At 61.5% G+C, this 24,104-nt stretch carries 18 protein-coding genes; 14 read left to right on the top strand and 4 right to left on the bottom strand.

All coding sequences use genetic code 11. The annotated features are described in order from the left end of the window. Nucleotides 1-84 precede the first annotated feature (84 nt). The 5 genes from IF199_RS17675 (at nucleotide 85) to IF199_RS17655 (ending at nucleotide 6,021) form a co-directional block, all read left to right on the top strand. A complete protein-coding gene (locus IF199_RS17675; protein ID WP_192558257.1) occupies nucleotides 85-1,290 on the top strand; it encodes an NAD(P)/FAD-dependent oxidoreductase in 1,206 nt (401 codons plus the stop codon). Nucleotides 1,291-1,580: 290 nt separating this feature from the next. Then, nucleotides 1,581-2,093: a formaldehyde-activating enzyme gene (gene fae / locus IF199_RS17670; RefSeq protein WP_075948975.1), complete on the top strand. Its 513-nt coding sequence runs from the start codon at nucleotides 1,581-1,583 to the stop codon at nucleotides 2,091-2,093. A 10-nt stretch (nucleotides 2,094-2,103) separates the two neighbouring features. Beyond that, nucleotides 2,104-3,138, top strand: a complete 1,035-nt coding sequence (locus IF199_RS17665) for an aldo/keto reductase (RefSeq protein ID WP_096820117.1) — start codon at nucleotides 2,104-2,106, stop codon at nucleotides 3,136-3,138. After that, nucleotides 3,135-4,568, top strand: coding sequence for an NAD-dependent succinate-semialdehyde dehydrogenase (locus IF199_RS17660; protein ID WP_102620919.1), 1,434 nt, complete (start codon nucleotides 3,135-3,137; stop codon nucleotides 4,566-4,568). The genes IF199_RS17665 and IF199_RS17660 overlap by 4 nt, the downstream gene beginning before the upstream one ends. A gap of 88 nt (nucleotides 4,569-4,656) precedes the next feature. Beyond that, complete coding sequence (locus tag IF199_RS17655) at nucleotides 4,657-6,021, top strand: MFS transporter (RefSeq protein ID WP_192558256.1); 1,365 nt, start codon at nucleotides 4,657-4,659, stop codon at nucleotides 6,019-6,021. Between the two features lie 10 nt (nucleotides 6,022-6,031). Here the strand turns inward: IF199_RS17655 and IF199_RS17650 are convergent, their stop codons facing one another. After that, the gene (locus IF199_RS17650) at nucleotides 6,032-6,907 is read right to left on the bottom strand and encodes a LysR substrate-binding domain-containing protein (protein ID WP_102620921.1); all 876 of its coding nucleotides are present in this window, start codon (nucleotides 6,905-6,907) and stop codon (nucleotides 6,032-6,034) included. 140 nt (nucleotides 6,908-7,047) lie between these two features. Continuing rightward, nucleotides 7,048-8,226 (bottom strand): hypothetical protein, encoded by a 1,179-nt coding sequence (locus tag IF199_RS17645; RefSeq protein ID WP_192558255.1) that lies wholly within the window; start codon nucleotides 8,224-8,226, stop codon nucleotides 7,048-7,050. A gap of 185 nt (nucleotides 8,227-8,411) precedes the next feature. Between IF199_RS17645 and IF199_RS17640 the strand changes: the two genes are divergently transcribed. The 5 genes from IF199_RS17640 to IF199_RS17620 all read left to right on the top strand — a co-directional run bounded on the left by IF199_RS17640 (nucleotide 8,412) and on the right by IF199_RS17620 (nucleotide 15,186). Then, nucleotides 8,412-9,344, top strand: coding sequence for a LysR substrate-binding domain-containing protein (locus tag IF199_RS17640; protein ID WP_096820112.1), 933 nt, complete (start codon nucleotides 8,412-8,414; stop codon nucleotides 9,342-9,344). 107 nt (nucleotides 9,345-9,451) lie between these two features. Then, a complete protein-coding gene (gene aldA, locus IF199_RS17635) occupies nucleotides 9,452-10,876 on the top strand; it encodes an aldehyde dehydrogenase (RefSeq protein ID WP_192560973.1) in 1,425 nt (474 codons plus the stop codon). A gap of 82 nt (nucleotides 10,877-10,958) precedes the next feature. Then, the gene (locus tag IF199_RS17630) at nucleotides 10,959-12,293 is read left to right on the top strand and encodes an MFS transporter (RefSeq protein ID WP_192558254.1); all 1,335 of its coding nucleotides are present in this window, start codon (nucleotides 10,959-10,961) and stop codon (nucleotides 12,291-12,293) included. A 1-nt stretch (nucleotide 12,294) separates the two neighbouring features. Continuing rightward, nucleotides 12,295-13,512: a mandelate racemase/muconate lactonizing enzyme family protein gene (locus tag IF199_RS17625; protein ID WP_085731929.1), complete on the top strand. Its 1,218-nt coding sequence runs from the start codon at nucleotides 12,295-12,297 to the stop codon at nucleotides 13,510-13,512. 60 nt (nucleotides 13,513-13,572) lie between these two features. After that, entirely contained in the window at nucleotides 13,573-15,186 is a 1,614-nt protein-coding gene (locus IF199_RS17620; protein WP_192558253.1) for a GMC family oxidoreductase, read from the top strand. A gap of 81 nt (nucleotides 15,187-15,267) precedes the next feature. Here IF199_RS17620 and IF199_RS17615 read toward each other — a convergent pair whose 3' ends face one another. Beyond that, nucleotides 15,268-16,152, bottom strand: a complete 885-nt coding sequence (locus IF199_RS17615) for a LysR substrate-binding domain-containing protein (RefSeq protein WP_096820109.1) — start codon at nucleotides 16,150-16,152, stop codon at nucleotides 15,268-15,270. A gap of 159 nt (nucleotides 16,153-16,311) precedes the next feature. On the opposite strand from IF199_RS17615, the gene ydiJ reads away from it, so the two are divergent. Next, a complete protein-coding gene (gene ydiJ, locus IF199_RS17610) occupies nucleotides 16,312-19,341 on the top strand; it encodes a D-2-hydroxyglutarate dehydrogenase YdiJ (protein WP_192560972.1) in 3,030 nt (1,009 codons plus the stop codon). A 105-nt stretch (nucleotides 19,342-19,446) separates the two neighbouring features. After that, nucleotides 19,447-20,616: an acetyltransferase domain-containing protein gene (locus tag IF199_RS17605; protein ID WP_192558252.1), complete on the top strand. Its 1,170-nt coding sequence runs from the start codon at nucleotides 19,447-19,449 to the stop codon at nucleotides 20,614-20,616. Here the strand turns inward: IF199_RS17605 and IF199_RS17600 are convergent, their stop codons facing one another. Next, nucleotides 20,617-21,522 carry a LysR family transcriptional regulator gene (locus IF199_RS17600; protein ID WP_192558251.1) on the bottom strand — a complete coding sequence of 302 codons (906 nt, stop codon included), beginning with the start codon at nucleotides 21,520-21,522 and terminating at the stop codon, nucleotides 20,617-20,619. A 130-nt stretch (nucleotides 21,523-21,652) separates the two neighbouring features. Here IF199_RS17600 and IF199_RS17595 point away from each other — a divergent pair, with 130 nt between their 5' ends. Both IF199_RS17595 and IF199_RS17590 read left to right on the top strand, forming a co-directional pair. After that, entirely contained in the window at nucleotides 21,653-22,483 is an 831-nt protein-coding gene (locus IF199_RS17595) for an oxidoreductase (RefSeq protein ID WP_192558250.1), read from the top strand. Between the two features lie 75 nt (nucleotides 22,484-22,558). Next, the gene (locus IF199_RS17590; RefSeq protein ID WP_192558249.1) at nucleotides 22,559-24,091 is read left to right on the top strand and encodes an MFS transporter; all 1,533 of its coding nucleotides are present in this window, start codon (nucleotides 22,559-22,561) and stop codon (nucleotides 24,089-24,091) included. The last annotated feature ends 13 nt before the right edge of the window (nucleotides 24,092-24,104 follow it).

The following is a 24,104-nucleotide window of genomic DNA, read 5'->3' as shown; positions in this document are numbered from 1 at the left end:
GCAGAAGCCACAAGCGTGCCGACTCCCGATAAACGTGAATTCTTGACCTCTTTCTACGACTTGGCTTTGGGCCTGGAGACAACAATGAAACAGCACATTCTGGTAATCGGCGCAGGTTTCGGTGGCATGTGGACGGCATTGAGCGCCACGCGTCTGGTGGACATTCACAATCGAGACAACATCGATGTAACCGTACTGGCGCCGCAGGCGGAACTGCGTGTGCGTCCGCGTTTCTACGAGCCGAATGCCCACACACTGGCCGCGCCGCTGGGCGATCTGTTCGATGCGGTGGGTGTCAACTTCATCAAGGGCGCCGCGAACACCATCGACGTGAACGCCAAAACCGTGGGCTACACCGATGCCAACGGCACTGCTCAGGTTTTTCACTACGACAAACTGGTGCTGGCTTCCGGCAGTGGTCTGGCCTTGCCGGACACCCCGGGCGTGGCACAATACGCGTTCGACGTTGACCAGATCGAAGCCGCGATTCGCCTGGAAAACCATCTGAAGTCCCTGGCCGATCAGCCTGCCAGCCCGGCGCGCAACACCGTAGTGGTCGCCGGCGGCGGTTTCACCGGGATCGAAACCGCGACCGAAATGCCGGCACGTCTGCGGGAAGTGCTGGGCGAGCAGGCAGACGTTCAAGTGATCATCGTCGACCGTGGGCAGAAAGTTGGCGCGGCCATGGGCGAAGCCATCAGTGTGTCGATTGCCGAAGCGAGCACGGAGTTGGGCGTCGAATGGCGACTGGGTGTGTCGGTGCTGTCGGTCGATGCAAACGGCGTAACCCTGTCGGACGGCCAACGCATCGACGCGAAAACCGTGGTCTGGACCACCGGCGTGCGTGCCAGCTCCCTGACCGAGCAGATTCCTGCCGAGCGCGACCGTCAGGGGCGTCTGCATGTCGATGCGCACCTGAAAGTCATCGGTCAGGACGACATCTTCGCCACCGGTGACGTGGCTTATGCGGCCACCGACGATATCGGCAATTTCGCCTTGATGACCTGCCAGCATGCGATTTCCCTCGGCCGACATGCCGGCAACAACGTCGCGGCGCAGATTCTGGGTGTCGAGCCAACGCCTTACAGTCAGCCGAAATACGTGACCTGCCTCGACCTCGGCGCCTGGGGCGCGGTGTACACCGAGGGCTGGGATCGTCAGGTGAAACTGGTCAAGGAGGAGGGCAAGTCGCTCAAGACCCAGATCAACACCCAGTGGATTTACCCGCCGGCCGCTGACCGTGCCATCGCGCTGGCGGCTGCGGATCCGATGATTCCTGTCGTCGCGTAATCCGCGCAGTCTGAAAAATCCCGCTCCCGAGCGGGATTTTTTTGCCACCACCAAAGGCTATGACTAAAAGTCATTGCCCCATGATTTTTAATGGTTACGGGTGCCCCGATACCCGGTGTTAAAAAATCGCAAACACAGCTCATCAATAACAACCAGAGAGCGTTTGCAGCCATGTCCCGATTCTTCCTTCGCGTCTCCCCACGTCCGTTATTGATCCCGTTGGCCATTCGGTCCGCGTGAGCTGTCGATCACCCCAAAAAATCCCTCTGCATCGCAAAGAGTAATGACTGATGAAAGAACTCGACCTGTACATCGGTGAAGGTTTCGAAGGCCCGGGCGTGAACGCCGCGCACATCAACATCCTGATCGGCCCGCGCAACGGCCCGGCGGGGCAGGCGTTTGCCAACAGCCTGGCGTCGCCGAGCCAGGGTCATTGCCCGTTCATGGTGATCGCCCAGCCGAACATTCCGGTCAAACCGATGACGTTGTACGTCAACAAGGCTGCCATCGGCAGCGACCTGCACGGCAACGCAACCTGGGGCGCTTCCCAGGCCGGCATCGCCAAGGCTGTGCTCGAAGCGTTGCTCGACGGCACGCTGCCGCCGGAAGCCGAAGACGAGTGGGCGATCGTCACCGCCAACTGGGTCAACCCGGCCTGCGATGACCTCGATGCGGTCTACCTGAACAACTACAACGCCTGCCGCACCGCGATCCGCGCCGCCCTGACTGGCAAGCCGGAAACCGCACAGCTCAAAGATGTGGTCAATCACATCAGCAACCCTTTCTACACGCCAAAAGCCTGAGGTCCGCGCCATGCAATACATCCGTTTGGGCAACTCCGGCCTGCAAGTTTCCCGCCTGTGCCTGGGCACCATGAACATGGGCACCCCGGACTGGAAACCGTGGATCTTCAATGAAAAACAAAGCGAGCCGATCGTCGCCCACGCCCTGAACAACGGCGTGAACTTCATCGACCTGGCGGACTTCTATTCCGCCGGTGTCGGCGAGGAAGTGGTGGGGCGCATCGTCAAGCGCCTGGCCCGTCGCGAAGACCTGGTGATCACCACCAAGGTCGGCTACGGCACCCGCAACGCGATCAACGCCAGCGGCCATTCGCGCAAGCACATCATGGACAGCATCGATGCCTCGCTGAAGCGTCTGGACATGGATTACGTCGACGTGTTCATGCTGCATTACTTCGATGTGAACACCCCGGTCGAGGAAACCATGGGCGCACTGAACGACATCGTGCGTTCCGGCAAGGCGCGCTACATCGGCGTCTCGACCATGCTCACCGGTCAACTCGCGAAGATTCTCATGGCCTGCGAGCGCAACGGTTGGGTCAAGCCGATCAACATGCAGTTGCAACTGAACTGCGCCTACCGCGAAGAAGAGCGCGAGATGATTCCGTTCTGCCGCGATCAGGGCATCGGTGTGTCGGTGTTCAGTCCGCTGGCCCGTGGCCTGTTGACCGGTGATGTGCAATCGACCCGCAACCAGACCGACTTCTTCACCCAGCAGATGTACAGCGACGAAGCCTCGTTCGAGATCGCCCATTCGGTGCAGCGCGTGGCCCGTGCCCGCGGCGTGTCGAACGCGCAGATCGCCCAGGCCTGGGTCGCCAATCATCCGGGCGTGGACTGCATGCTGGTCGGCGCCGACACCACCGCACAGTTCGACAGCGCACTGGCGGCATTGGAAACCAAGCTCGACACCGAAGAACTGCACGAACTGGAGCGCAACTACACCCCGTGCGACGTGATCAACGACTACACCGCCGGCAAACGCATCCTGCGCACGGCCCGTCCGGGGCATGAACGCTTCACGTTGCAGGGGGCGGTGGCATGAGCGGGTTGATTCGTCACGGCAACTTCATCGACGGCCAGTGGGGTTCGGGCGGCGCCACTTATCCGGTGCGCAACCCGGCCAATGGCGAGTTGATCACCGAGGTGCAGAAGGCCGGTGCCGAGGAAACCAACCTCGCCATCGAGGCGGCCAATCGTGCCCTGCCTGCGTGGCGCAAACTCACTGCCAAGGAACGCAGTCAGCGCCTGAAACGCTGGAGCGATCTGATGCTCGCCAACCAGCAGGAACTGGCGACCTTGCTCAGCCGCGAGCAGGGCAAACCGCTGGCCGAAGCCAAGGGCGAAGTGGTCTATGCCGCGAGTTTTCTCGAATGGTTCGGTGAAGAGGCCAAGCGTGCCTACGGTGATGTGATCCCGAGCCACAAGGCCGATGCGCGGATCATCGTCACCAAGGAAGCCATCGGTGTGGTCGCGGCGATTACCCCGTGGAACTTCCCGCTGGCGATGGTCACCCGCAAGGTCGGCCCGGCGCTGGCGGCGGGTTGCACGATGATTCTCAAACCGTCGGAAGAAACCCCGCTGTCGGCATTCGCTTTGGCGGTACTGGCCGAGCAGGCCGGGATTCCGGCCGGTGTGTTCAACATCGTTTCCGGCGATGCGGTGGCCATCGGCGGTGCGCTGCAAGCTTCAAGCGTGGTGCGCAAGCTGTCGTTCACCGGCTCGACCCGCACCGGCAAGCTGCTGATGCGCCAGGCCGCCGACACCCTGAAAAAGGTCTCGCTGGAACTGGGCGGCAACGCGCCGTTCATTGTCTTCGACGACGCCGACATCGATGCGGCCGTCAAAGGCGCGATGGCCTCGAAATTCCGCAACACCGGGCAGACCTGCGTGTGCGTCAACCGCTTTTTCATTCAGGACGGCGTCTACGAAGCCTTCACCGGCAAACTCGCCGAAGCCGTGGCGGCGATGCGCGTGGGCAGTGCGCTGGACGGTGACACCGAGCAAGGCCCGCTGATCAACGCCGCTGCGCTGGCCAAGGTCGAAGCCCACGTCAGTGATGCGTTGGAGAAGGGCGCCACGCTGTTGTGCGGCGGTCGTCGTCATGCCCTCGGCGGCACGTTCTACGAACCGACCATCCTTACCGAAGCCAGTGGCGACATGCTCATCGCTCAGGACGAGACCTTCGGCCCGGTGGCCGCATGTTTCCGCTTCAAGGACGAAGCCGAAGTGCTGGCGCGGGCCAACGACACGCCATTCGGTCTGTCGGCTTACTTCTACAGTCGCGACATCGGTCGTGTCTGGCGCATGGCCGAAGGGCTGGAAGCCGGGATGGTCGGCATCAACGAAGGGATCATCTCCACGGAGGTGGCGCCGTTCGGTGGTATCAAGGAATCGGGCCTTGGGCGTGAAGGTTCGAAGTACGGTCTGGATGACTATCTGGAGATCAAATACCTGTTGATGGGCGGTCTCTAGACCCCCCCGAATCCTGTGGGAGTTCGCTCCCGCAGGTTTCTCCCAGAGCTTTCCGTTTCTCCGTCAATAACAACAATTGGAGACGAACATGTCCGCTCAACCCGTAAAGATCGATGACCTGCCCATCGGGCGCTTCCACCTCAAGATCGCCGGCCTGACCTTCGGCGCGCACTTCACCGACGGCTACATCCTTGGCCTGATCGGCATCGCGTTCACTTTGCTCAGCCCGCAGATGCACCTTGATGCGTTCTGGCAGGGCCTGATCGGTGCGTCGGCGCTGATCGGGCTGTTTCTCGGCAGTCTGTTTTTCGGCTGGATCTCGGACAAGGTCGGCCGGCAGAAAATCTTCCTGGTCAGCTTCGTGCTGATCACCATTGCCTCGGTGATGCAGTTCTACGTCGAAACCGCCATGAGCCTGTTCCTGTGTCGGGTGCTGATCGGTATCGGCCTGGGTGGCGATTTCAGTGTCGGCCACGCAATGCTCGCCGAGTTCGCGCCGAAGAAGCATCGCGGTGTGTTGCTGGGTTCGTTCAGCGTGATCTGGACCTTCGGCTACGTCGCGGCGACCTTCGTTGGCACCGCCATGCTCAGCCTCGGTGATGACGCTTGGCGCTGGATGCTGGCGTCATCGGCGATTCCCGCCGCGTTGATTCTGATCGCGCGGATCGGCACGCCGGAATCACCGCGCTGGCTGGTCAATCAGGGGCGCATCACCGAGGCGCGGGCGATCGTCAAAAAACACCTGGGCGACAACGTCGAGCTGGACGAGAGCCAATCCACGGAAACCCGCTCGGGCTATGCGGTGCTGTTCAGCCGTGAATACCGCAAGCGCACGGCGTTCAACTGCCTGTTCTTCGTCTGCATCGTCATGCCGTACTTCGCCATCTACACCTTCCTGCCGTCGATCCTGCAGAAGATGGGCCTGGCCGAAGGCTTCGGCACTGAGCTGATGCTCAACATGCTGCTGATTCTCGGCGCACTGATCGGCATCTGGTGCACGATCAAATTCACTCGACGCGGCTTCCTGATCAACTCGTTCATCATTCTGGCGGTGGCGTTGTTTCTGCTGGCGGTGTTGCCGGGCAGTGCCGCGTGGCTGATGGTGCTGGTGTTCGGTTTGTTCACGCTGGTGTTGTCGGCGGTCAGCAACCTGGTGGGCGTGTTCCCGGCGGAGAGCTTCCCGACGGAAGTGCGGGCCAGCGGAATTGGTCTGGCGACGGCGGTGAGTCGTTTGGGTTCGGCGATCAGTACGTTCCTGCTGCCGGTGAGTGTGGCGGGGATCGGTTTGAGCCCGACCATGGGGATTCTTGCGGCGATTCTGGGGATTGGCGCGTTGCTGTCTTGGGCGTGGGCGCCGGAGACCAAGTCGTTGACGTTGAGTCAGGCGTGCAAGGCGCAGAGTCCGGTGGAAGTCGCGGTAGGGACGGTCGGGAAAGTCGCTACCCCCGTCTGATGAGTGCAGGTCAGGGGTTGCTGACAACCCCTAGCCACTCGGTAAACAGCTTCACCTTCGACAACCCCTGCTTGTCATTAGCCACATCCAGCCAATACCCATAAGGGCCGATCACCTCAATCGGGGTGATCGGCAGCAGGCTGCCGTTGGCCAGTTCCTTCTCGATCATCTGCCGGTCGATCACCGCCAGGCCGCCGCCGGCCAGCGCGGTGTGGATCACCTGGTCCAGGGTGCTGAATTCCAGCCCTTGCCCGGCATCGATGTCATCCCGGCCCATGGCCGCCAGCCAGTTCTCCCAGACCTTCAAGCGCTTGCCGTCGTGCAGGATGTGCAGCAATGGATATTCCCGCAGATCCGGCGGCTGATCGCCGTTGAACAGCTCCGGGCTGGCCACTGCGATGTGCCGTTCCATCACCAGCAATTGGCTGGAGCAATGGGGCGCTGCCGCGAGGCCGAAGCGGATGTGGCAATCGACTTCCGTGAGGCTGTCGTGGCCGATCTGGTTGGTGACGCTGAGGTTGATGTCCGGGTAGCGCTGACAGAACGCGCGCAGGTGTGGCGACAGCCAGCGCGTGGCCCAGGTGGGCGGTGCGAGCACTTTCAAACGCTGGCGCAGATTCGGCACACGTACGGCTTGCAGGGCGCGTTCGATGTGGTCGAAAGCCTCGGCCAGATGCGGGGAAAGATTGCTGCCGGCTTCGGTCAGCGACAGCCCTTGAGGCGTGCGCACGAACAGCGCCACGCCGAGGTAGTCTTCAAGCTGTTTGATCTGGCGACTGACCGCGCCCTGGGTGACATTCAGCCCGATGGCGGCCTGGCTGAAACTGCGATGACGGGCGACTTCTTCGAACACGCGCAGGGTGTTGAGCGAGGGCAGTTGACGCATGGAGGCAGAACTCCGGATCGGGCGGTTTATTGTTGTTTTGGGGTGAGGGCTATCTGACTATCGGGGCGGCGCGGATGCAAGGTGAATTCGCAACGGGCAGGCAAAAAAAATCGCAGCCCTGGCTGCGATTTTTTCGAACGTCAGAAGTAATACCCGACGTTCACATATAACTGGTTCTCCCACTGATCCAGCCCGCCCGCGCCAAGGCTCTGGGTGTAGCTGCTGCCTCCTATGTACGGATCGTTTTTGCCGAACAGCCATTCGGTCGCGACCCACAACTTGCTGACCGAGAAGGAGGTGCCGAGGATCATCCGCTCGGAGGTTTTGAAGCCGCTGGCGGACTTGTCGAAGGCGCTGTAGTTGGCGTAGAGCTTGATCCCGCTGATCTGGTCGAACAGGTATTTGCCGCCCACGTCGTAACTCAGGTCGGCCACGTACAGATTGCCGCGACTGGCGACGTTGTAAGTGCCGTCGTAACCACCGAGGGTCACCACTTCATCGCTGCCCGGGTTGCGCGGCGACATCTGCTGCCGCGCCGCCTGCAACTGCACGCCCCACGGGCCGTTCTTGCCCATGTAGTGCACGGCCATGGCGTTGCGTCGGCCGTCATTGTTGGTGTCCTTGTTCTCGATGCTTGAGGTCAGGCCGGAGATCCCGACCTCGGATTTCCACGGCCCCAGATCCAGCGACCTGGCCACTCGCAGCACCACGGTGTTGCGTTCCTGGTTGTTGCTGCCGTCGGCCACGTAGCTGTCGGCTTCGGACACCACGCTCGAGTACGTCACGCCTTTGCTGGTGCCTTTGCCTTGCCAGGCCGGACGCAGGTAGTAACCGGCCTGGAGGTTCCAGTCGCCGCTTTGCTGGATGTATTTGGTGCCGATCTGTTGCACGTCTTCCAGACCGATGACGTTGCCCAGGGTTTCGTAGAAGGTGCTGCCGAAGTAAGGCTGCAAGCCGAACGGCACGGTGTTCAGGCCCACTTGCACCTGCTGGTCGGGATTGAACTTGTAGCCGACCCACGCGAACTTGGCGAAGCGGATATCGCCGTAGTTCTTGGTGTACTGGTACGGGTAGGAGCGGCCGTAGAAGCGGTATTGCGCTTCACCGATCCAGGTGTCGGAGTTGTACTTCGCGCTGAGGAACACCGTGTCGAGGCCGAACTTCTGGATGTCGCGATCCGGGTCCACGTCCCAGCGGGCACGAATGGCGCCGCCAAGGTCGAGATTGTCGGTGACTTGTACCGCCATGGCCGGGGCGGCAAAGCTGCAGAACAGAGCGATGGAAGTTGTGCGCAGGCGCAAAGAGGCTGGGAAGGGCATGGAGCGGCTCTCGATTGTTTTTATTAGAGATGCCGCGCAGTTTTGCTATCTGCGGGATGTTGAACAAACGATAAAAACGGTGGGGAAACCTGCATCGAATGCATGTTACTCAGAAAATCCTGTAGGACAATTCGCCAATGTCGTGGGATGCTTTGCGCCTTGTCAGTGGTTTTCGAGTGCCTTGTATGAAACGCAAAATGCCCGGCCTGAATGCACTCAAAGCATTCGAAGTGGCCGGCAGCACCGGCAGCTTCACCCGCGCCGCCGAGTTGCTCAACGTCACCCAGAGCGCGGTCAGCCGTCAGGTGCGGCAACTGGAAGAGCAGCTCGGCGAGAGTCTGCTGGAACGCCGTCATCACCATCTCGAACTGACCGGTGCCGGCAAGATTCTGCTGCGGGCGTTGCACCAGTCGTTCGACAAGATCGAGCTGACCGTGCGCAGCATCCAGCAGAAAACCCACGCCAACCGCTTGCACATCAATGCGCCACCCACCTTCACCAGCCGCTGGTTGATGCCGCGTCTGGGGCGCCTGCGCGAGCAGCATCCGGAGCTGGAGCTGAGCATCACCACCCGCTTGCAGGACAGTCTCGCGGAAACCAGCACCCTCGATTGCGCGATCCGTTTTGGCGACGGCGAGTGGGACGGGCTCGACAGTTCACTGCTGATTCAGGAACGGCACATCGCGGTGTGCGCGCCGACCCTGTATGCGCGGGAGGGCGGCGATCAGGGCATCGACCTCAATCGCCTGACGCTGCTGCATGTGCTGGCCCGGGAGGATCAGCGTTACCTGACCTGGAAACACTGGCTCGACGCGGCGCGCATCACGGGTGTCGATACCCAGGGCGGTTATGAATTCGACCTGTTGGACCTGGCGATTCAAGCGGCGGTCGATGGTCTGGGGATCACCATTGCCGACTGGCACATGGTCGCCTCGGAACTGGCCAGCGGGCAGTTGACCCAGGTGCACAACGTGCATGTGGAAGGCCACCAGTCCTACTGGCTGGTGACCCGCCCGGAACAGACGCAGATGCCGCAATTGCAGGCGTTCAGTCAGTGGTTGCAGGAAGAGATCTGGCTGGCGCAGCGCCAGCTTGAGCCCTCGAAGGCGATTTTCTGAGTAACGTGCCTTTTTCGAATGTTTGATTGCCGGATAAATCGTTTGTTGAACCCGCTGTCGATGACAAGACTGGCGGCATCGATAAAAACAAACGATGGGCGATGCACATGCGAGTCGAGCGAAATTTTGTTAACGGCCACTTCATCGAGCCGGCCAGCGCGGCGCTGATCGCGGTCTACAACCCGGCCACCGAAGCGTTGATCGGCCAGGTGTCGGCCGCCACTGCCGAAGAAGCCACGGCAGCAGTCGATGCCGCCGCCAAGGCGCAGAAGACCTGGGGCAAACTCACCAGCATCGAGCGTGCCGAGCACCTGCGAGCGTTCGCGGCGGCCCTTGAAGATCGCGCCGAATCCATCGGCGCCGCACTGGCCACCGAGTCCGGCAAGAGCCTGAGCGACGCCAGCAACGAAGCCCGTTATGCCGCGCAGATCACCCGTTACCACGCCGAATGGGCGCGCCGTATCGAAGGCGAGATCATTCCCAGCGACAGCCCCGACGAAAACCTGTTTCTGCACCGCGAGCCGATTGGCGTCGTCGCGTGCCTGATTCCGTTCAACTACCCGGTCTACACCCTGTTGCGCAAAATCGCTCCGGCGCTGATTGCTGGCAACACCGTGGTGGTGCGTCCGAGCAACAACACCCCGACCTCGGCATTCGAAATCGCCAAAGCCGTGGAGCAATCGGGCATGCCGGCCGGTGTGATCAACATCCTGACCATGGATCACGCCACCGCTGCAGCCGTTTGCACGCATAAAGCCGTGGGCCTGATCACCCTGACCGGCAGCGTCAACGCCGGGCGCATCGTCCTCGACTACTGCAAGACCAACATCGCCAAGCCGTCGCTGGAACTGGGCGGCAAGACCCCGGCAATCATCGAAGCCGACGCCGATCTTGAAGCGGCCGCGACTGCGATCATTGCCTCCAAGACCACCCATTGCGGCCAGTTGTGCACGGCGGTGGAGCGGGTCTATGTGCAGGAAAGCGCTCACGACCGCTTCCTCGCGCTGCTCAAGGCGAAAATAGCCACCGTGAAATTCGGCGACCGCGCCACGGACGCCAGCCTGATGGGCCCGCTGGTCAACGCCAGTTCGCAGAAGAACATCCACGCCATGGTCGAGCGCGCCATTGCGGACGGCGCCGTCCTCGAAAGCGGCGGTGTGCTGCCCGAGGGGGCGGGGCATTTCTACCCGCCAACGCTGCTCAGCGGTTGCCGTCAGGACATGGAAATCGTCCAGGAAGAAATCTTCGGCCCGGTGTTGCCGGTGCTCAAGTACCGCGACATCGACGAAGCGCTGGCCATGGCCAACGACCACCAGTTCGGCCTGTCGTCGGTGCTGTACACCGAGAACTACCGCACCGCGCAGAAAGTCGCCAACGCCATCGAGGCCGGCGAGTTGTACGTCAACCGCACCCCGGCCGATCCGTACCAGGGCTACCACGCCGGCTGGAAACGTTCGGGCCTGGGCGGCGATGACGGCAAGCACGGCATGCTCGAATTCACCCAGACCCGACTCGTGGTCATGAAGTACTGATCCACCGCATCACGCCTCACGCTACACCTATAAAAACAATTATCAGGGGCGCCCGGAGCACGGGTTGCCCGAGGTCACTTCAATGTCCAAGCATGCATCCTCTGCTGCCGCTGTTCAGGGTTCCAACTCGGCTTCGAAAAGCCAGAGCGACAAGGGAAGTCGCTATTTCCAACTGATGTTGCTGGTGCTCGCCGCCGGTGCGATCTACCCGATTCTGTACCTGCGCCAGGTCTACCAGACCACCATGCTCGAGGTGTTCCAGATCAACCACAGCGAGCTGGGTTATCTGTACTCGATGCTTGGCACGATCTTTCTCCTCAGCTACTTGCCGAGCGGTTGGCTGGCCGACCGTATCGCGCCGCGTTTCCTGATTTTCTTCTCGCTGGTGGCAACCGGCGTGCTGGGGCTGTGGTACTCGACGGCACCGTCGATGACCGGGCTGATGATCATCTTCGGTTGCTGGGGTCTGACCACCGGCCTGACATTCTGGGCCTCGGTGCTCAAGCGCGTGAAGATGATTGCCCATCACACCGAACAGGGTCGTTTCTTCGGCATTCTCGATGGCGGTCGCGGACTGGTCGAAGCGTTGCTGGCGACGGTCGCGCTGGGGCTGTTTGCCTACGCCACCGAAACCCGTGGCGAGTCCACCGCCGAAGGTTTCAAGCACGTGGTTTACCTCTACGCCTTCACCTGTATCGCCATCGGCTGTGTGCTGGTGCTGATCAAGGACCCGAAGTCGATGGAGGACACGCCGCCAGTGGAGAAGGGCAAGTTCAACCTGTTCACTGATCTGGCAACTTTGGTGAAGATCCCTGAACTGTGGCTGGTCACCGCGATCGTGTTCTGCGGTTATCACATCTTCTGGGCCACCTACAGCTTCTCGGACTACCTGCAAGGCAGCGGCCTGACCGCCGTCATGGCCGGCACCATCACTACCATCAAGCTGTGGATGCGCCCGATCGGCGGCATCGGTGGCGGCTGGCTGGGAGACAAGTTTTCGAACATCTCGGTGCTGATTGTCGCGCTGTTGCTGGCGAGTCTGGCGATTGTCGGGTTGATCGTGTTCCCGGCGCTCAACAGCATGGGGCTGCTGATCGCGACAGTGATTTTCATCGGCCTGATGACCTATGCGATTCGCGGTCTGTACTGGGCGATCCTCGACAGCTGCAACATTCCGCTGCGCATCACCGGACTGGCCATCGGCATCGTCTCGGTGGTCGGTTACATGCCGGATGCTTTTATCCCGTTGATCAACGGCTATCTCACTGAGCATTTCCCCGGCGCCCTCGGCTACAAGCTGTACTTCGGCTACATCGCCTCTATCGGTCTGATCGGCACCCTGGCTGCCGTGACCCTGCGTGCCCGGATCAATCGCAAATCCTTGAACAAGACCTCTTTGAACAAGACAGGTGCCTGAGATGAAAATCGTCGCCCTTGAAACCCATATCGTTGCCGTACCGCCACCGCACATCGGCGGCATGTACTGGCTGTTCGTCAAGCTCAAGACTGACTGCGGCATCGAAGGCGTCGGCGAGATCTACGCCGCAACTTTCGGCCCCAAAGCCATGCTGCCGATCATCGAAGACGTGTTCGAACGCTACCTGCTGAATCAGGATCCGCACCACATCGAACGCTTCTTCCGTCAGGCCTATTCGAGCGGTTTCACCCAGCGTCCCGACCTGACCATGATGGGCGTGGTCAGCGGTCTGGAAATGGCTTGCTGGGACATCATTGGCAAGGCCGCGAACAAACCGGTCTACGAACTGCTCGGCGGCAAGGTCCATGAACGCCTGCGTTCCTACACCTACCTGTACCCGGTCAACAGCCGTGGCGAGTACGACTACGACGACCCGGACCTGGCAGCCGAATGCGCCATCGACAACATGAACAAGGGCTTCACCGCCGTGAAGTTCGACCCGGCCGGGCCGTACACCGCGTACTCCGGGCACCAGATCTCGCTGGAAGTGCTGGAGCGCTGCGAAACCTTCTGCCGCAAGATCCGCGAAGCGGTGGGCAACAAGTGCGATTTGCTGTTCGGCACTCACGGGCAAATGGTGCCGTCTTCGGCGATTCGTCTGGCCAAGCGCCTGGAGAAATACGACCCGCTGTGGTTCGAAGAGCCGGTGCCGCCGGGCCAGGAAGAGGCCATGGCGCAAGTCGCGGCCAAGACCAGCATTCCGATTGCCACCGGTGAGCGCCTGACCACCAAGTACGAGTTCTTCAAGCTGTTGCAGGCCGGCGGTGCGTCGATTCTGCAGATGAACGTGGCGCGCTGCGGCGGCCTGCTCGAAGGCAAGAAGATCGCCAGCATGGCCGAGGCCTATTACGCGCAAATCGCCCCGCATCTGTACAACGGGCCGATTGGCGCGGCGGCGAGTTTCCAGCTCGCGGCCTGCACGCCGAATTTCCTGATCCAGGAAAGCATCGAGACCTGGGGCGGCTTCCACGCCGAGGTCCTGAAAAAGCCGTTGCAGTGGGAGGACGGTTACATCATTCCGTCCACCGAGCCGGGCCTGGGCGTGGAGCTGAACATGGACGTGGTGCGCAAGCATTCGCCGTACACCGGCGAACGCCTGCACCTGCAAATGGCCCCGACCCCAGCCGACGTCAAAGACACATCGCCGGCCAAGGGCTGACGGGATTTCCCCGCCCGGCAACGGGCGGGTTCGATAAAAAGACTTACGCGGTAACCGTGCATGACATACGACTACATCATCGCTGGCGCAGGCGCCGCTGGCTGCGTCCTGGCCAATCGGCTCTCGGCCTCGGGCCAACACACGGTGCTGCTGCTGGAGGCGGGCGGCAAGGACAGTTCCCTGTGGTTCAAGATCCCGGTCGGCTTCGCCAAAATGTATTACAACCCGACCTTCAACTGGATGTACTACAGCCAGCCGCAGAAGCAGTTGGGCAATCGCGAAATCTACGCCCCGCGCGGCAAGGTCCAGGGCGGTTCGGGCTCGATCAACGCGATGATCTACGTGCGCGGCCAGGCCCATGACTTCAACGACTGGGCGGCCAACGGCAACGACGGCTGGGGTTTCAAGGACGTGCTGCCGTATTTCCGCAAACTGGAAAACCATCCGCTGGGCGACAGCGAATACCACGGCGGCAGCGGCCCGATCAGCATCACCCCGATGGCCGGCCAGACCCACCCGATCTGCGACGTGTTTCTCAAGGGTTGCGATGAACTCGGCTATCCACGCAGCGACGATTTCAACGGGCCGAAATTCGAAGGCGCGGGCATCTACGACGTTAACACCCGCAACGGTCAGCGCAGCTCCAGCAGCTTCGCCCATTTGCACCCGGCGCTGAGCCGGCCGAACCTGACGGTCGAGCATTACGCGCTGGTCGACCGTGTCCTGTTCGATGAAAGTCAGCAGCGCGCCACCGGTATTTCCATCACTCAGCATGGCGTAGTGCGTACTTTCACGGCGCGCAAGGAAGTGATCCTGTGCGCCGGTGCGGTCGATACGCCGAAGATCCTGCAACTGTCCGGCGTGGCGGATCGCGCCTTGCTGGCCAAGCATCAGATTCCGGTGGTGAAACACCTGCCGGCGGTAGGGCAGAACCTGCAGGATCACCTGTGCGTCAGCTACTACTACAAGGCCAATATCCCGACCCTGAACGATGAGCTGAGCTCGCTGTTCGGCCAGTTCAAACTCGGCGTGAAGTACCTGTTGACCCGCAAGGGCGCGCTGGCGATGAGCGTCAATCAGGCTGGCGGATTCTTCCGTGGCAACTCGGAACAGAGCCATCCGAACCTGCAGCTGTATTTCAACCCGCTGTCGTACCAGATTCCGAAAAACAACAAGGCCAGCCTCAAGCCCGAGCCGTATTCAGGTTTCCTGTTGTGCTTCAACCCGTGCCGCCCGACCAGTCGCGGGCACATCACGATTGCCTCGAAGAATCCACGTGATGCGGCATTGATCGACCCGAACTACCTGAGCACGCAAAAGGACATCGACGAGGTGATCCAGGGCAGTCGCCTGATGCGCAAGATCATGGGCGCTCCGTCATTGAGGGGCATCACGGTCGATGAAGTTTTGCCGGGGCCGGCGGTGGAAACCGACGAGCAGATGCTGCAGTACTTCCGTGACAACTGCGGCTCGATCTATCACCTGTGCGGCTCCTGCGCGATGGGCGCAGACGAGCAGAGTTCGGTGGTCGACAAGCGCCTCAAGGTGCACGGCCTCGAGGGGTTGCGGATTGTCGATGCGTCGATCTTCCCCAACGTGACATCGGGCAACACCCATGCAGCGGTGCTGATGGTGGCAGAGAAGGGCGCGGATCTGATTCTGCAGGATGCGTAATGCGCGGTGACAGTTGATCACAAGCCACTTTCCAGCATGCACTTGGCTTTGAATGCCGGCCCATTACGGGCCGGCATCATCTCAAAGCGTCTGCACCAGCCAATCCCGAAACGCCTTCAACGACGCCAATGATTCATTACGCGCCGGGTACACCAGGTAATAGCTGCGCCGGCTGCTGATCGGTTCGCCCAGTTGCAGCAACTCACCGTTGTGCAATTCATCCTCCACCAGAATCCTCGGCACCAGCCCGATGCCGATATTGGCGCGCACGGCCTGGATCAAGTGCGAGGTCATCTCGAAGCTCGGCCCGATGCGCATGCTGCGATGGGGCAGGGCGTGATGGCTGAACCACTCGGACCACGCCTGAGCGTTGCTGCTGACATTGAGAAGAAGCTGCCCGGCGATATCCTTGTTGGCCGCGAGACGTTCGGCGTCGGACAATTGCGCACTGGCGATCACCACCAGTTCTTCGGTGTGCAGGCGGTGGGCGGTCAGCCCCGGCCAGTCACCGCCGCCGACACAAATCGCCGCGTCGATTTCGCTGGTGTCGAAGTCGATGGCCTCGATCCGCGAGTGCAGGTGCACGGTCATGCCCGGGTGCGCCGTGTAGAAATCCTTCAGGCGCGGCAGCAGCCATTTCGAGCCGAAAGTCGGCAAGGTCGCCAGGCGCAGGCTGTGAATCCCCGAGCCAAACGCCATGGCCTGCAACGTCGCGCTGCGGATCTGCCCGAGGGCTTCGGACAGTTCGCGCTGATACATGCGCCCGACGTCGGTGAGGATCACCCGGCGGCCTTCACGGCTGAACAGGCGCATGCCGAGCATCTTTTCCAGAATCTGCACCTGACGGCTGACCGCGCTCTGGGTCAGCGACAGTTCGTGGGCGGCGCGGGTGTAGCTTTCATGGCGTGCGGCGGCTTCAAACGCCAGCAGCAACGACATCGAGGGAGTAAGGGTTCGCGGATTCATTCGTTTTAGTCATGGATTGCGGGTCGATTTTACGGTTGTCCCGACATCGCTCTGCAATGAACATAAGGTCTATGAGATGGCGGGAGCGTGACGCAATCATTCATTGCGCACAACTGTTCACCGCCACACGGCCCGTTTTTGACCGAGATTGCACGCCCGATGATTGCCCAGCTGTCGCCTTCCACCGCGTTGAACACCGATTACCAGCAGTTTCTCAAAGCCCTTGAAACCAGCGGTTTTCGTGGCGAAATCAGTGCCGATTACGCCAGCCGCGTGGTGCTGGCCACCGACAACTCGATCTATCAGCGCTTGCCGCAAGCGGCGGTATTCCCGCGCGACGCCGATGACGTGGCGCTGCTGGCGCGTCTGATCGCCGAACCGGCTTACCAGAAAGTGGTGATCACGCCTCGCGGCGGCGGCACCGGCACCAACGGGCAATCGTTGACCGATGGCATCGTCGTCGACCTGTCGCGCCACATGAACCGCATTCTCGAAATCAACGTTGAACAGCGTTGGGTGCGGGTGCAGGCCGGTGTGGTGAAGGATCAACTCAACGCGGCACTGAAATCCGCCGGGCTGTTTTTCGCCCCGGAACTGTCGACGTCGAACCGCGCCACCGTCGGCGGCATGATCAACACCGACGCCAGCGGCCAGGGCAGTTGCACCTACGGCAAGACCCGTGACCATGTTCTGGAATTGCACATGGTCCTGCGCGGTGGCGAGCGATTGCACGGCCGCCCGTTGGAAGAACGTGAGCTGGCAACGGAATGCGCCCGTGAGGGGCGGGCCGGCGAGGTGTACCGTTGCGCGCGGCAGATCATCGATGAGCAGGGCGAACTGATCCGACAAACCTTCCCCGACCTCAACCGCTGCCTGACCGGCTACGACCTGGCGCACCTGCGCGAGGCCGACAACCGTTTCAACCTCAACAGCGTGCTGTGCGGTGCCGAAGGTTCGCTGGGGTTTGTGGTCGAGGCCAAGCTCAACGTGTTGCCGATCCCCAAGCACACGATGCTGGTGAACATCCGCTACGCCGGCTTCATGGATGCGTTGCGTGATGCCCGCGCGTTGATGGCGCTCAAGCCGCTGTCGATCGAAACCGTCGACTCCAAAGTACTGTTGCTGGCGATGCAGGACATCGTCTGGCATGGCGTCGCCGAGTATTTCCCGGAAAGCGCCGAGCGGCCGACGCTGGGAATCAACCTGGTGGAGTTCTGCGGCGACGATCCCGAGGAGCTGCAAGGTCGGGTCGAGGCCTTTGTCCAGCACTTGGGCAACGATGCCACGGTCGAACGGCTGGGCCATACGCTGGCCGTCGGGCATGCAGCGGTGAACCGCGTCTACGGCATGCGCAAGCGTGCGGTGGGTTTGCTCGGCAACGTCGCCGGTGAAGCGCGACCGCAGCCGTTTGTCGAAGACACGGCCGTGCCGCCGCAACACCTGGCCGAATACATCGCCGAACTGCGCGAGCTGCTCGACAGCCACCAGTTGCAGTACGGCATGTTCGGCCACGTCGATGCCGGCGTGCTGCACGTGCGGCCAATTCTCGACATGAAAGATCCACAACAAGCCGCACTGGTGCGACCGGTGTCCGACGGCGTCGCCGCGCTGACCCAGCGTTATGGCGGCCTGCTGTGGGGCGAGCACGGCAAGGGCCTGCGCTCGGAATACGCCCCGGCCTTTTTCGGTGAGCTGTACCCGGCGTTGCAAGCCTTGAAGGCGGCGTTCGATCCATTCAACCAGTTCAACCCGGGCAAGATTGCCACGCCGAATATTCCCGGCGCGGCACTGCTGAAGATCGACGAAGTGACCCTGCGCGGCGAACTGGACCGGCAGATCGACGAAAAAGTCTGGCAGGACTACGGCGCGGCCATGCACTGCAATGGCAACGGTGCCTGCTACAACTTCGATCCCGACGATGCGATGTGCCCGTCGTGGAAAGCCACCCGCCAGCGTGCGCAGTCGCCCAAGGGCCGCGCCTCGCTGATTCGCGAATGGCTGCGTTTGCAGGGCGAGGCAGGTGTTGATGTGTTGTCCGATGCCAGTCGTCGCCCGCCGTTTTTCAGCACATTACTGGAGCGCTGGCGCAACAGCCGTGCGCAGGAAAAAGACTTCTCCCACGAGGTGTACGACGCCATGGCCGGCTGTCTGGCGTGCAAGTCCTGCGCGGGGCAGTGCCCTGTGAAGGTCAACGTGCCGGATTTCCGTTCGCGGTTTCTCGAGCTGTACCACACGCGCTATCTACGTCCGGCGCGGGATTATCTGATTGCCTCGCTGGAATACACGATTCCGTATATGGCGCGGATTCCGTTTCTCTACAACGGCTTGATGGGGGCGTCGTTCAGCCGTCGTTTGATCGAGCGCCTTGGTGGCATGGTCGATGTGCCGTTGCTCAGCCGTTTCGATTTCCACGCGGCCATGCGTCGCTGGCAGGTGCAGCCGGCGTCGGTCGAGGTGCTTTCGGCGCTGACTCAGGTGCAACGCGAACGCAGTGTGGTGCTGGTGCAGGACGCGTTCACCCGGTATTTCGAGGCGCCATTGCTGGCGGATCTGATCGAACTGATTTCGCGCCTGGGTTATCAGGTTTATCTGGCGCCGTTCAGCGCCAACGGCAAGCCGCTGCATGTGCAGGGTTTCCTGTCGGCGTTCAATCGCGCGGCGTTGCGCAATGCCGGGCAATTGCGTGCTCTGGCCGAGATTGGCGTGCCGCTGGTGGGGCTCGACCCGGCGATGACCCTGGTTTATCGCCAGGAGTATTTGAAGGTGCCGGGGATGGAGAAATGCCCGGAAGTGGCGCTGGTGCAGGAGTGGCTGCTGAAGGTCATGCCGCAACGGACGGATTCACAGAATGGCGAAAGCTTCCGCCTGCTCGCGCACTGCACCGAAAAAACCAACGCACCCGCCGCAACCCGGCAATGGGAGCAAGTATTCGAACGTGTCGGCTTGAAACTGATGACCCAGGCCACCGGTTGCTGCGGGATGTCCGGCACCTACGGGCACGAAGCGCGCAATCGCGACACCTCGGCAGTGATTTACGAGCAGTCCTGGGCGAAGCAGATCGAGGCACCGGCAGAGCGGGGCGAAGCACTGGCGACCGGCTATTCGTGCCGTAGCCAGGTCAAGCGTCAGGCCGACCGGGCGGTGCGTCATCCGTTGCAGGTACTGCTTGAGCAACTGCGCACGGTTTGAGAACCGTTAGCAATTGAAGCGGCTTTTCATGTTATAAGGTAACGTAAATGGTCGGGCCGTTTGCACGCGGCCCGATCGAACTCTTCACTCGATTGCGAACCTTTCATGACCGTTGCTGCTCCTCGAAACGTCCCGCCGGCGACTGGCCGGCTGCTGTCCATTGATGCGCTGCGCGGCCTGGTCATTCTGTTCATGTTGCTGGATCACGTGCGCGAAACCTTTCTGTTGCATCGTCAGGTCTCCGATCCGATGGACATCGCCAGCACCGAGCCGGCGCTGTTTTTCAGCCGCACTCTGGCGCATCTGTGCGCGCCGGTGTTCGTGCTGCTGACCGGGTTGTCGGCGTGGCTGTTCGGGGAAAAGTACGACGGCAAGGCTGATGTCAGTGCCTTTCTGTTCAAGCGTGGTCTGTTCCTGGTGGTGCTCGAATTCACCCTGGTGAATTTCGCCTGGACGTTCCAGCTGCCGCCGAGCGTGATCTACCTGCAGGTGATCTGGGCGATCGGCCTGAGCATGATCGCGCTGTCGCTGTTGGTCTGGCTGCCACGCTGGCTGTTGTTGACGTTGAGCCTGGCGATCATCGCCGGGCACAACCTGCTCGACGGTCTGCACTTTGCCATGGATTCGGCGCTGCACGTGCCTTGGGCAATCCTGCATGACCGGGGCTGGATCGAAGTCAGCGAGAGCTTGCGCTTGCGCACGTCGTACCCGCTGCTGCCGTGGATCGGTGTAATCGGTCTGGGTTACGCGCTGGGGCCATGGTTTGCCCGAATGGCCGATGCGGGTGTGCGCCAGCGGCGTTTGCTGATCGTTGGCATCGCCGGGCTGCTGGGTTTCGTGGCGTTGCGGCTGGTCAACGGTTACGGCGAGAAACCGTGGTCGCTCAATGACAGCAGCCTGCAAACCCTGATGAGTTTTTTCAACATCACCAAATACCCGCCGTCGCTGTTGTTCATCACGCTGACAGTGAGTGTCGGGCTGCTGCTGTTGCTGGTGTTCGAGCGTGCACAGGATCGACGCTGGATTCGCTGGCTGACGGTGTTCGGTTCGGCGCCGATGTTTTTCTATCTGCTGCACCTGTATGCGCTGAAGGTGCTGTACCTGATTGGCGTGGCATTGGTCGGGCTCAATCAGGGCAGTTATTTCGGTTTCTCGACGGTGGCGGCGGTGTGGCTGGCGGCGATGGTGCTGGCGGTCGCGTTGTTTCCGGCCGTGCGCTGGTTCTCCGCATTGAAGGCCCGGCGACGGGACATCGCCTGGTTGAAGTATCTGTAACTATCCCGTTTTGCCGTCGCGAACGTTGCGGGCAAAGTCGATGAAAGCCTTGAGCGGCGCCGGTACATGGCGCCGGCTCGGGTAATACAGATGCAGCCCCGGATAGTACGGGCACCAGTCCGCCAACACCTGCACCAGACGCCCGGCCGCGAGGTGCTCGCTGACCATGTCTTCGAACACATAGGCCAGCCCCAAACCTTGCAACGCCGGGCCGACCATCAGGCTGACATCGCCCAGCGTCAGCGGGCCGTTGACTTCGATTTCCTGTTCAATGCCACCACGTTCGAATTCCCAGCGGTACATCGAACCGCTCGGGAACCGATGACGGATGCAGGGCAGGGCATGCAGGTCTTCCGGTTTCTGTGGCGCGGGATGCCGCTGGAAAAACGCCGGCGAACCCACCACCACCGAACGCATGTTCGGTCCGATGGGCAGGGACACCATGTCCGCCTCCAACCGGTTGCCGAAACGTACACCGGCATCGAATCCCGCAGCGACGATATCCAGCAGCGCATCGCTTTCGACCACCTCCAGACGAATGTCCGGGTAGGCCTGCAGGAACTCGCTGGCAATCGGCAGCAGCACCAGTTCACACGCCTGGCGCCCGGAGGTAATGCGCAGGTTGCCCGAGGGCTTGTCGCGAAAGTGGTTGAGGTCTTCAAGCGCATCTTCGATATCGCGAAACGCCGGTTTCAACCGGGCATAAAGCCGTTCGCCGGCTTCGGTCAGGGCCACGCTGCGGGTGGTGCGATTGAACAGACGCACGCCGAGGCGGTTTTCCAGAGCGCGCAAGGAATGACTCAGCGCCGACGGTGTCAGGCCCAGATCCACCGCTGCACGACTTAAATTCAGATGCTGGGCGATGCTCAGAAAGATCGACAGATCCGCCGTGGACGGGTTTTTCATTGATGAATGCCTTTCACAAAGTCATGTAATTTTGTTGGGATTATCACATCAGTAGCACGGCTTTAAAGTCGCATCAACTCATCGAGAAGGCCCGGCAATAACGCCAGGGTCACTGACAGGAGGAGTTGCTATGCGTACCTGGCTGATTACCGGAGCTTCCCGTGGTTTTGGCACCCTCATCGCAGAACATGCCCTGCGTGCCGGCGACGCCGTGATTGCCACCGCCCGCAATCCGCAAGACATTACCGACCGCCTCGGCGAGCACCCGAACCTGCTGGCGGTGCGCCTGGACGTCACCCGTGAAGAAGAGGCCCACCAAGCGGTGGCGGAAGGCATCAAGCGTTTCGGCCGCATTGATGTGCTGATCAACAATGCCGGCTTCGGCGTACTGGGCGCGGTGGAAGAAACCAGCGCCAGCGAAACCGAGCGCCTGTTCGCCACCAACGTCTTCGGCCTGCTCAACGTGACTCGCGCCGTGCTGCCGCACATGCGTGCCCAGCGAAGCGGGCGGGTCATCAACATCTCATCGATTGGCGGCTATCAGGCCTATATGGGCTGGGGTGTCTACGGCTCCACCAAGTTCGCGGTGGAAGGCATCAGCGAAGCGCTACGTCAGGAACTGGCGCCGCTGGGCATTCATGCCACGGTGGTCGAGCCGGGCTTCTTCCGCACTGATTTCCTCGATGAACAATCGCTGGTCAAGACCGCGCTGGTGCTGCCGGACTACGACGAAACCGTCGGCAAGATGCGCACCTTCGCCGAAGCCGCCAACCATGCGCAGCCGGGTGATCCGGTGAAGTTTGCGGAGGCCATGCTGGCGCTGGTCAATGCGCCGAACCCGCCGCAACGGCTGGCATTGGGCAGCGACACCATCGCGCGGATCGAAGCGAAGAATCGATTGGTGGCGCAGGAACTGGCCGAGTGGAATGCACTGGCGCTGTCCACGGATTTCAAAGACTGACTCAACGCCCGACTCAGCAATCGCAGGCTGCGCTCTGTTGATCGCAGCCTTATTTTCTTTTCATTGGACGAAATCATGACAACCGTCTCCCAGCCCCATGGCGCGCGCGACAAACTGCTGATCCTCGCAGCCATTTGCCTGTCGGCACTGGTCCTTCCGTTAAGTTTTACCGGTGGCGCGGTGGCGACGCCGGCCATTGGCCGCGACCTGGGCGGCAGCCCGGTGGCGCTGACCTGGATCACCAATGCGTTCATGTTGTCGTTCGGCAGTCTGCTGATGGCGGCGGGGGCGTTGGCCGATGTCTATGGGCGCAAGCGCCTGTTCACGGGCGGCATGCTGCTATTTACCGCTGCGTCGATTGCCCAGAGCCTGGCGCCTTCGGTGTTCTGGCTGGATGTGTTGCGGGCGATACAGGGCGTGGCCGGGGCGGCGGCGCTGGCCAGTGGTTCGGCAGCGCTGGCGCAGGAATTCGAAGGCCACGCGCGCACCCGTGCCTACAGCATGCTCGGTACCACATTTGGCATCGGTCTGGCGTTCGGGCCGTTGGTGGCCGGGGCATTGATCGAGGCGTTCAACTGGCGCGCGATTTTCGTCTTCACCGCGCTGATCGGTGTGATCGCGATGGTCTTCGGTCTGCCGCGCATGCGTGAGACCCGCGACCCCGACGCCGCCGGTCTCGACTGGCCGGGCAGTGTGACGTTCAGTTTGACGCTCGCGCTGTTCACGTTCGGTGTGATCCAGGCCCCCGAAAGCGGTTGGGGCAGTCCGTTGGTAGTGGGGCTGTTGGGCGCTTCGGCGTTATTACTGGCGCTGTTCGTCCTTATCGAAATGCGCGTCAAGCGCCCGATGCTCGATCTGACCCTGTTCCGTTTTCCGCGCTTCATCGGTGTGCAGATGCTGCCGATTGGCACCTGCTTTTGCTACATCGTGCTGGTGGTCATGCTGCCGCTGCGGTTTATCGGCGTCGAAGGCTTGAGTGAAATCGATGCCGGTCTGCTGTTGCTGGCGCTGTCGGCGCCGATGCTGGTGGTGCCGATGCTCGCGGCTTCAATGACCCGTTTTGTTTCGGCCGGTATTTTGTCGGGCGTGGGTTTCCTGATTGCTGCTGTAGGTCTGCATTGGCTGAGCCTGTACAACGTCGGCGAGCCAAAATTTGCGCTGGTGGTACCGATGGTGTTGATCGGGATTGGCGCAGGTTTGCCGTGGGGCTTGATGGACGGATTGTCGGTCAGCGTAGTGCCGAAAGAACGCGCCGGCATGGCGGCCGGGATTTTCAACACGGTGCGGGTGGCGGGCGAGGGGATTGCACTGGCCAGCGTGGCGGCGATTCTTGCCTCGCTGCTGCATACCAATCTGCAGGCCGTGGCCGGTGGTGCAGACGCCGCGCTGATTGCCGAGACCGCGCACCGGGTGACCACAGGCGACATGGCTCACGCGATCAACACGATTCCAGGGTTGGCCAACGAACGTCTGGTGCAAGGTTACGCCTCGGCGTTCCAGTATCTGCTGCATATCCTGACGATCATCACGCTGGCGTCGGCAGCTGTGGTGCTGGGGTTGTTGAGCAAGGAACGGACGGTTTCGGAGCCACAACAGGCTGCGGCATAAATGAAAAGCCCGG

The organism is Pseudomonas allokribbensis, from assembly GCF_014863605.1.
Lineage (GTDB): Bacteria > Pseudomonadota > Gammaproteobacteria > Pseudomonadales > Pseudomonadaceae > Aquipseudomonas > Aquipseudomonas allokribbensis.
The sequence above is the reverse complement of the archived record's forward strand: the minus strand, read 5'-3'. Positions and strand labels throughout refer to the sequence as shown.

What these genes read in the sequence shown, in the direction of transcription:
- IF199_RS17605 (WP_192558252.1), top strand. Translation starts at nt 19,447, where the DNA reads ATGACCGTTGCTGCTCCTCGAAACGTCCCGCCGGCGACTGGCCGGCTG.
- fae (WP_075948975.1), top strand. Translation starts at nt 1,581, where the DNA reads ATGAAAGAACTCGACCTGTACATCGGTGAAGGTTTCGAAGGCCCGGGC.
- IF199_RS17675 (WP_192558257.1), top strand. Translation starts at nt 85, where the DNA reads ATGAAACAGCACATTCTGGTAATCGGCGCAGGTTTCGGTGGCATGTGG.
- IF199_RS17600 (WP_192558251.1), bottom strand. Translation starts at nt 21,522, where the DNA reads ATGAAAAACCCGTCCACGGCGGATCTGTCGATCTTTCTGAGCATCGCC.
- IF199_RS17590 (WP_192558249.1), top strand. Translation starts at nt 22,559, where the DNA reads ATGACAACCGTCTCCCAGCCCCATGGCGCGCGCGACAAACTGCTGATC.
- IF199_RS17660 (WP_102620919.1), top strand. Translation starts at nt 3,135, where the DNA reads ATGAGCGGGTTGATTCGTCACGGCAACTTCATCGACGGCCAGTGGGGT.
- IF199_RS17640 (WP_096820112.1), top strand. Translation starts at nt 8,412, where the DNA reads ATGAAACGCAAAATGCCCGGCCTGAATGCACTCAAAGCATTCGAAGTG.
- IF199_RS17655 (WP_192558256.1), top strand. Translation starts at nt 4,657, where the DNA reads ATGTCCGCTCAACCCGTAAAGATCGATGACCTGCCCATCGGGCGCTTC.
- IF199_RS17630 (WP_192558254.1), top strand. Translation starts at nt 10,959, where the DNA reads ATGTCCAAGCATGCATCCTCTGCTGCCGCTGTTCAGGGTTCCAACTCG.
- IF199_RS17650 (WP_102620921.1), bottom strand. Translation starts at nt 6,907, where the DNA reads ATGCGTCAACTGCCCTCGCTCAACACCCTGCGCGTGTTCGAAGAAGTC.
- IF199_RS17595 (WP_192558250.1), top strand. Translation starts at nt 21,653, where the DNA reads ATGCGTACCTGGCTGATTACCGGAGCTTCCCGTGGTTTTGGCACCCTC.
- IF199_RS17625 (WP_085731929.1), top strand. Translation starts at nt 12,295, where the DNA reads ATGAAAATCGTCGCCCTTGAAACCCATATCGTTGCCGTACCGCCACCG.
- aldA (WP_192560973.1), top strand. Translation starts at nt 9,452, where the DNA reads ATGCGAGTCGAGCGAAATTTTGTTAACGGCCACTTCATCGAGCCGGCC.
- IF199_RS17645 (WP_192558255.1), bottom strand. Translation starts at nt 8,226, where the DNA reads ATGCCCTTCCCAGCCTCTTTGCGCCTGCGCACAACTTCCATCGCTCTG.
- IF199_RS17665 (WP_096820117.1), top strand. Translation starts at nt 2,104, where the DNA reads ATGCAATACATCCGTTTGGGCAACTCCGGCCTGCAAGTTTCCCGCCTG.
- IF199_RS17615 (WP_096820109.1), bottom strand. Translation starts at nt 16,152, where the DNA reads ATGAATCCGCGAACCCTTACTCCCTCGATGTCGTTGCTGCTGGCGTTT.
- IF199_RS17620 (WP_192558253.1), top strand. Translation starts at nt 13,573, where the DNA reads ATGACATACGACTACATCATCGCTGGCGCAGGCGCCGCTGGCTGCGTC.
- ydiJ (WP_192560972.1), top strand. Translation starts at nt 16,312, where the DNA reads ATGATTGCCCAGCTGTCGCCTTCCACCGCGTTGAACACCGATTACCAG.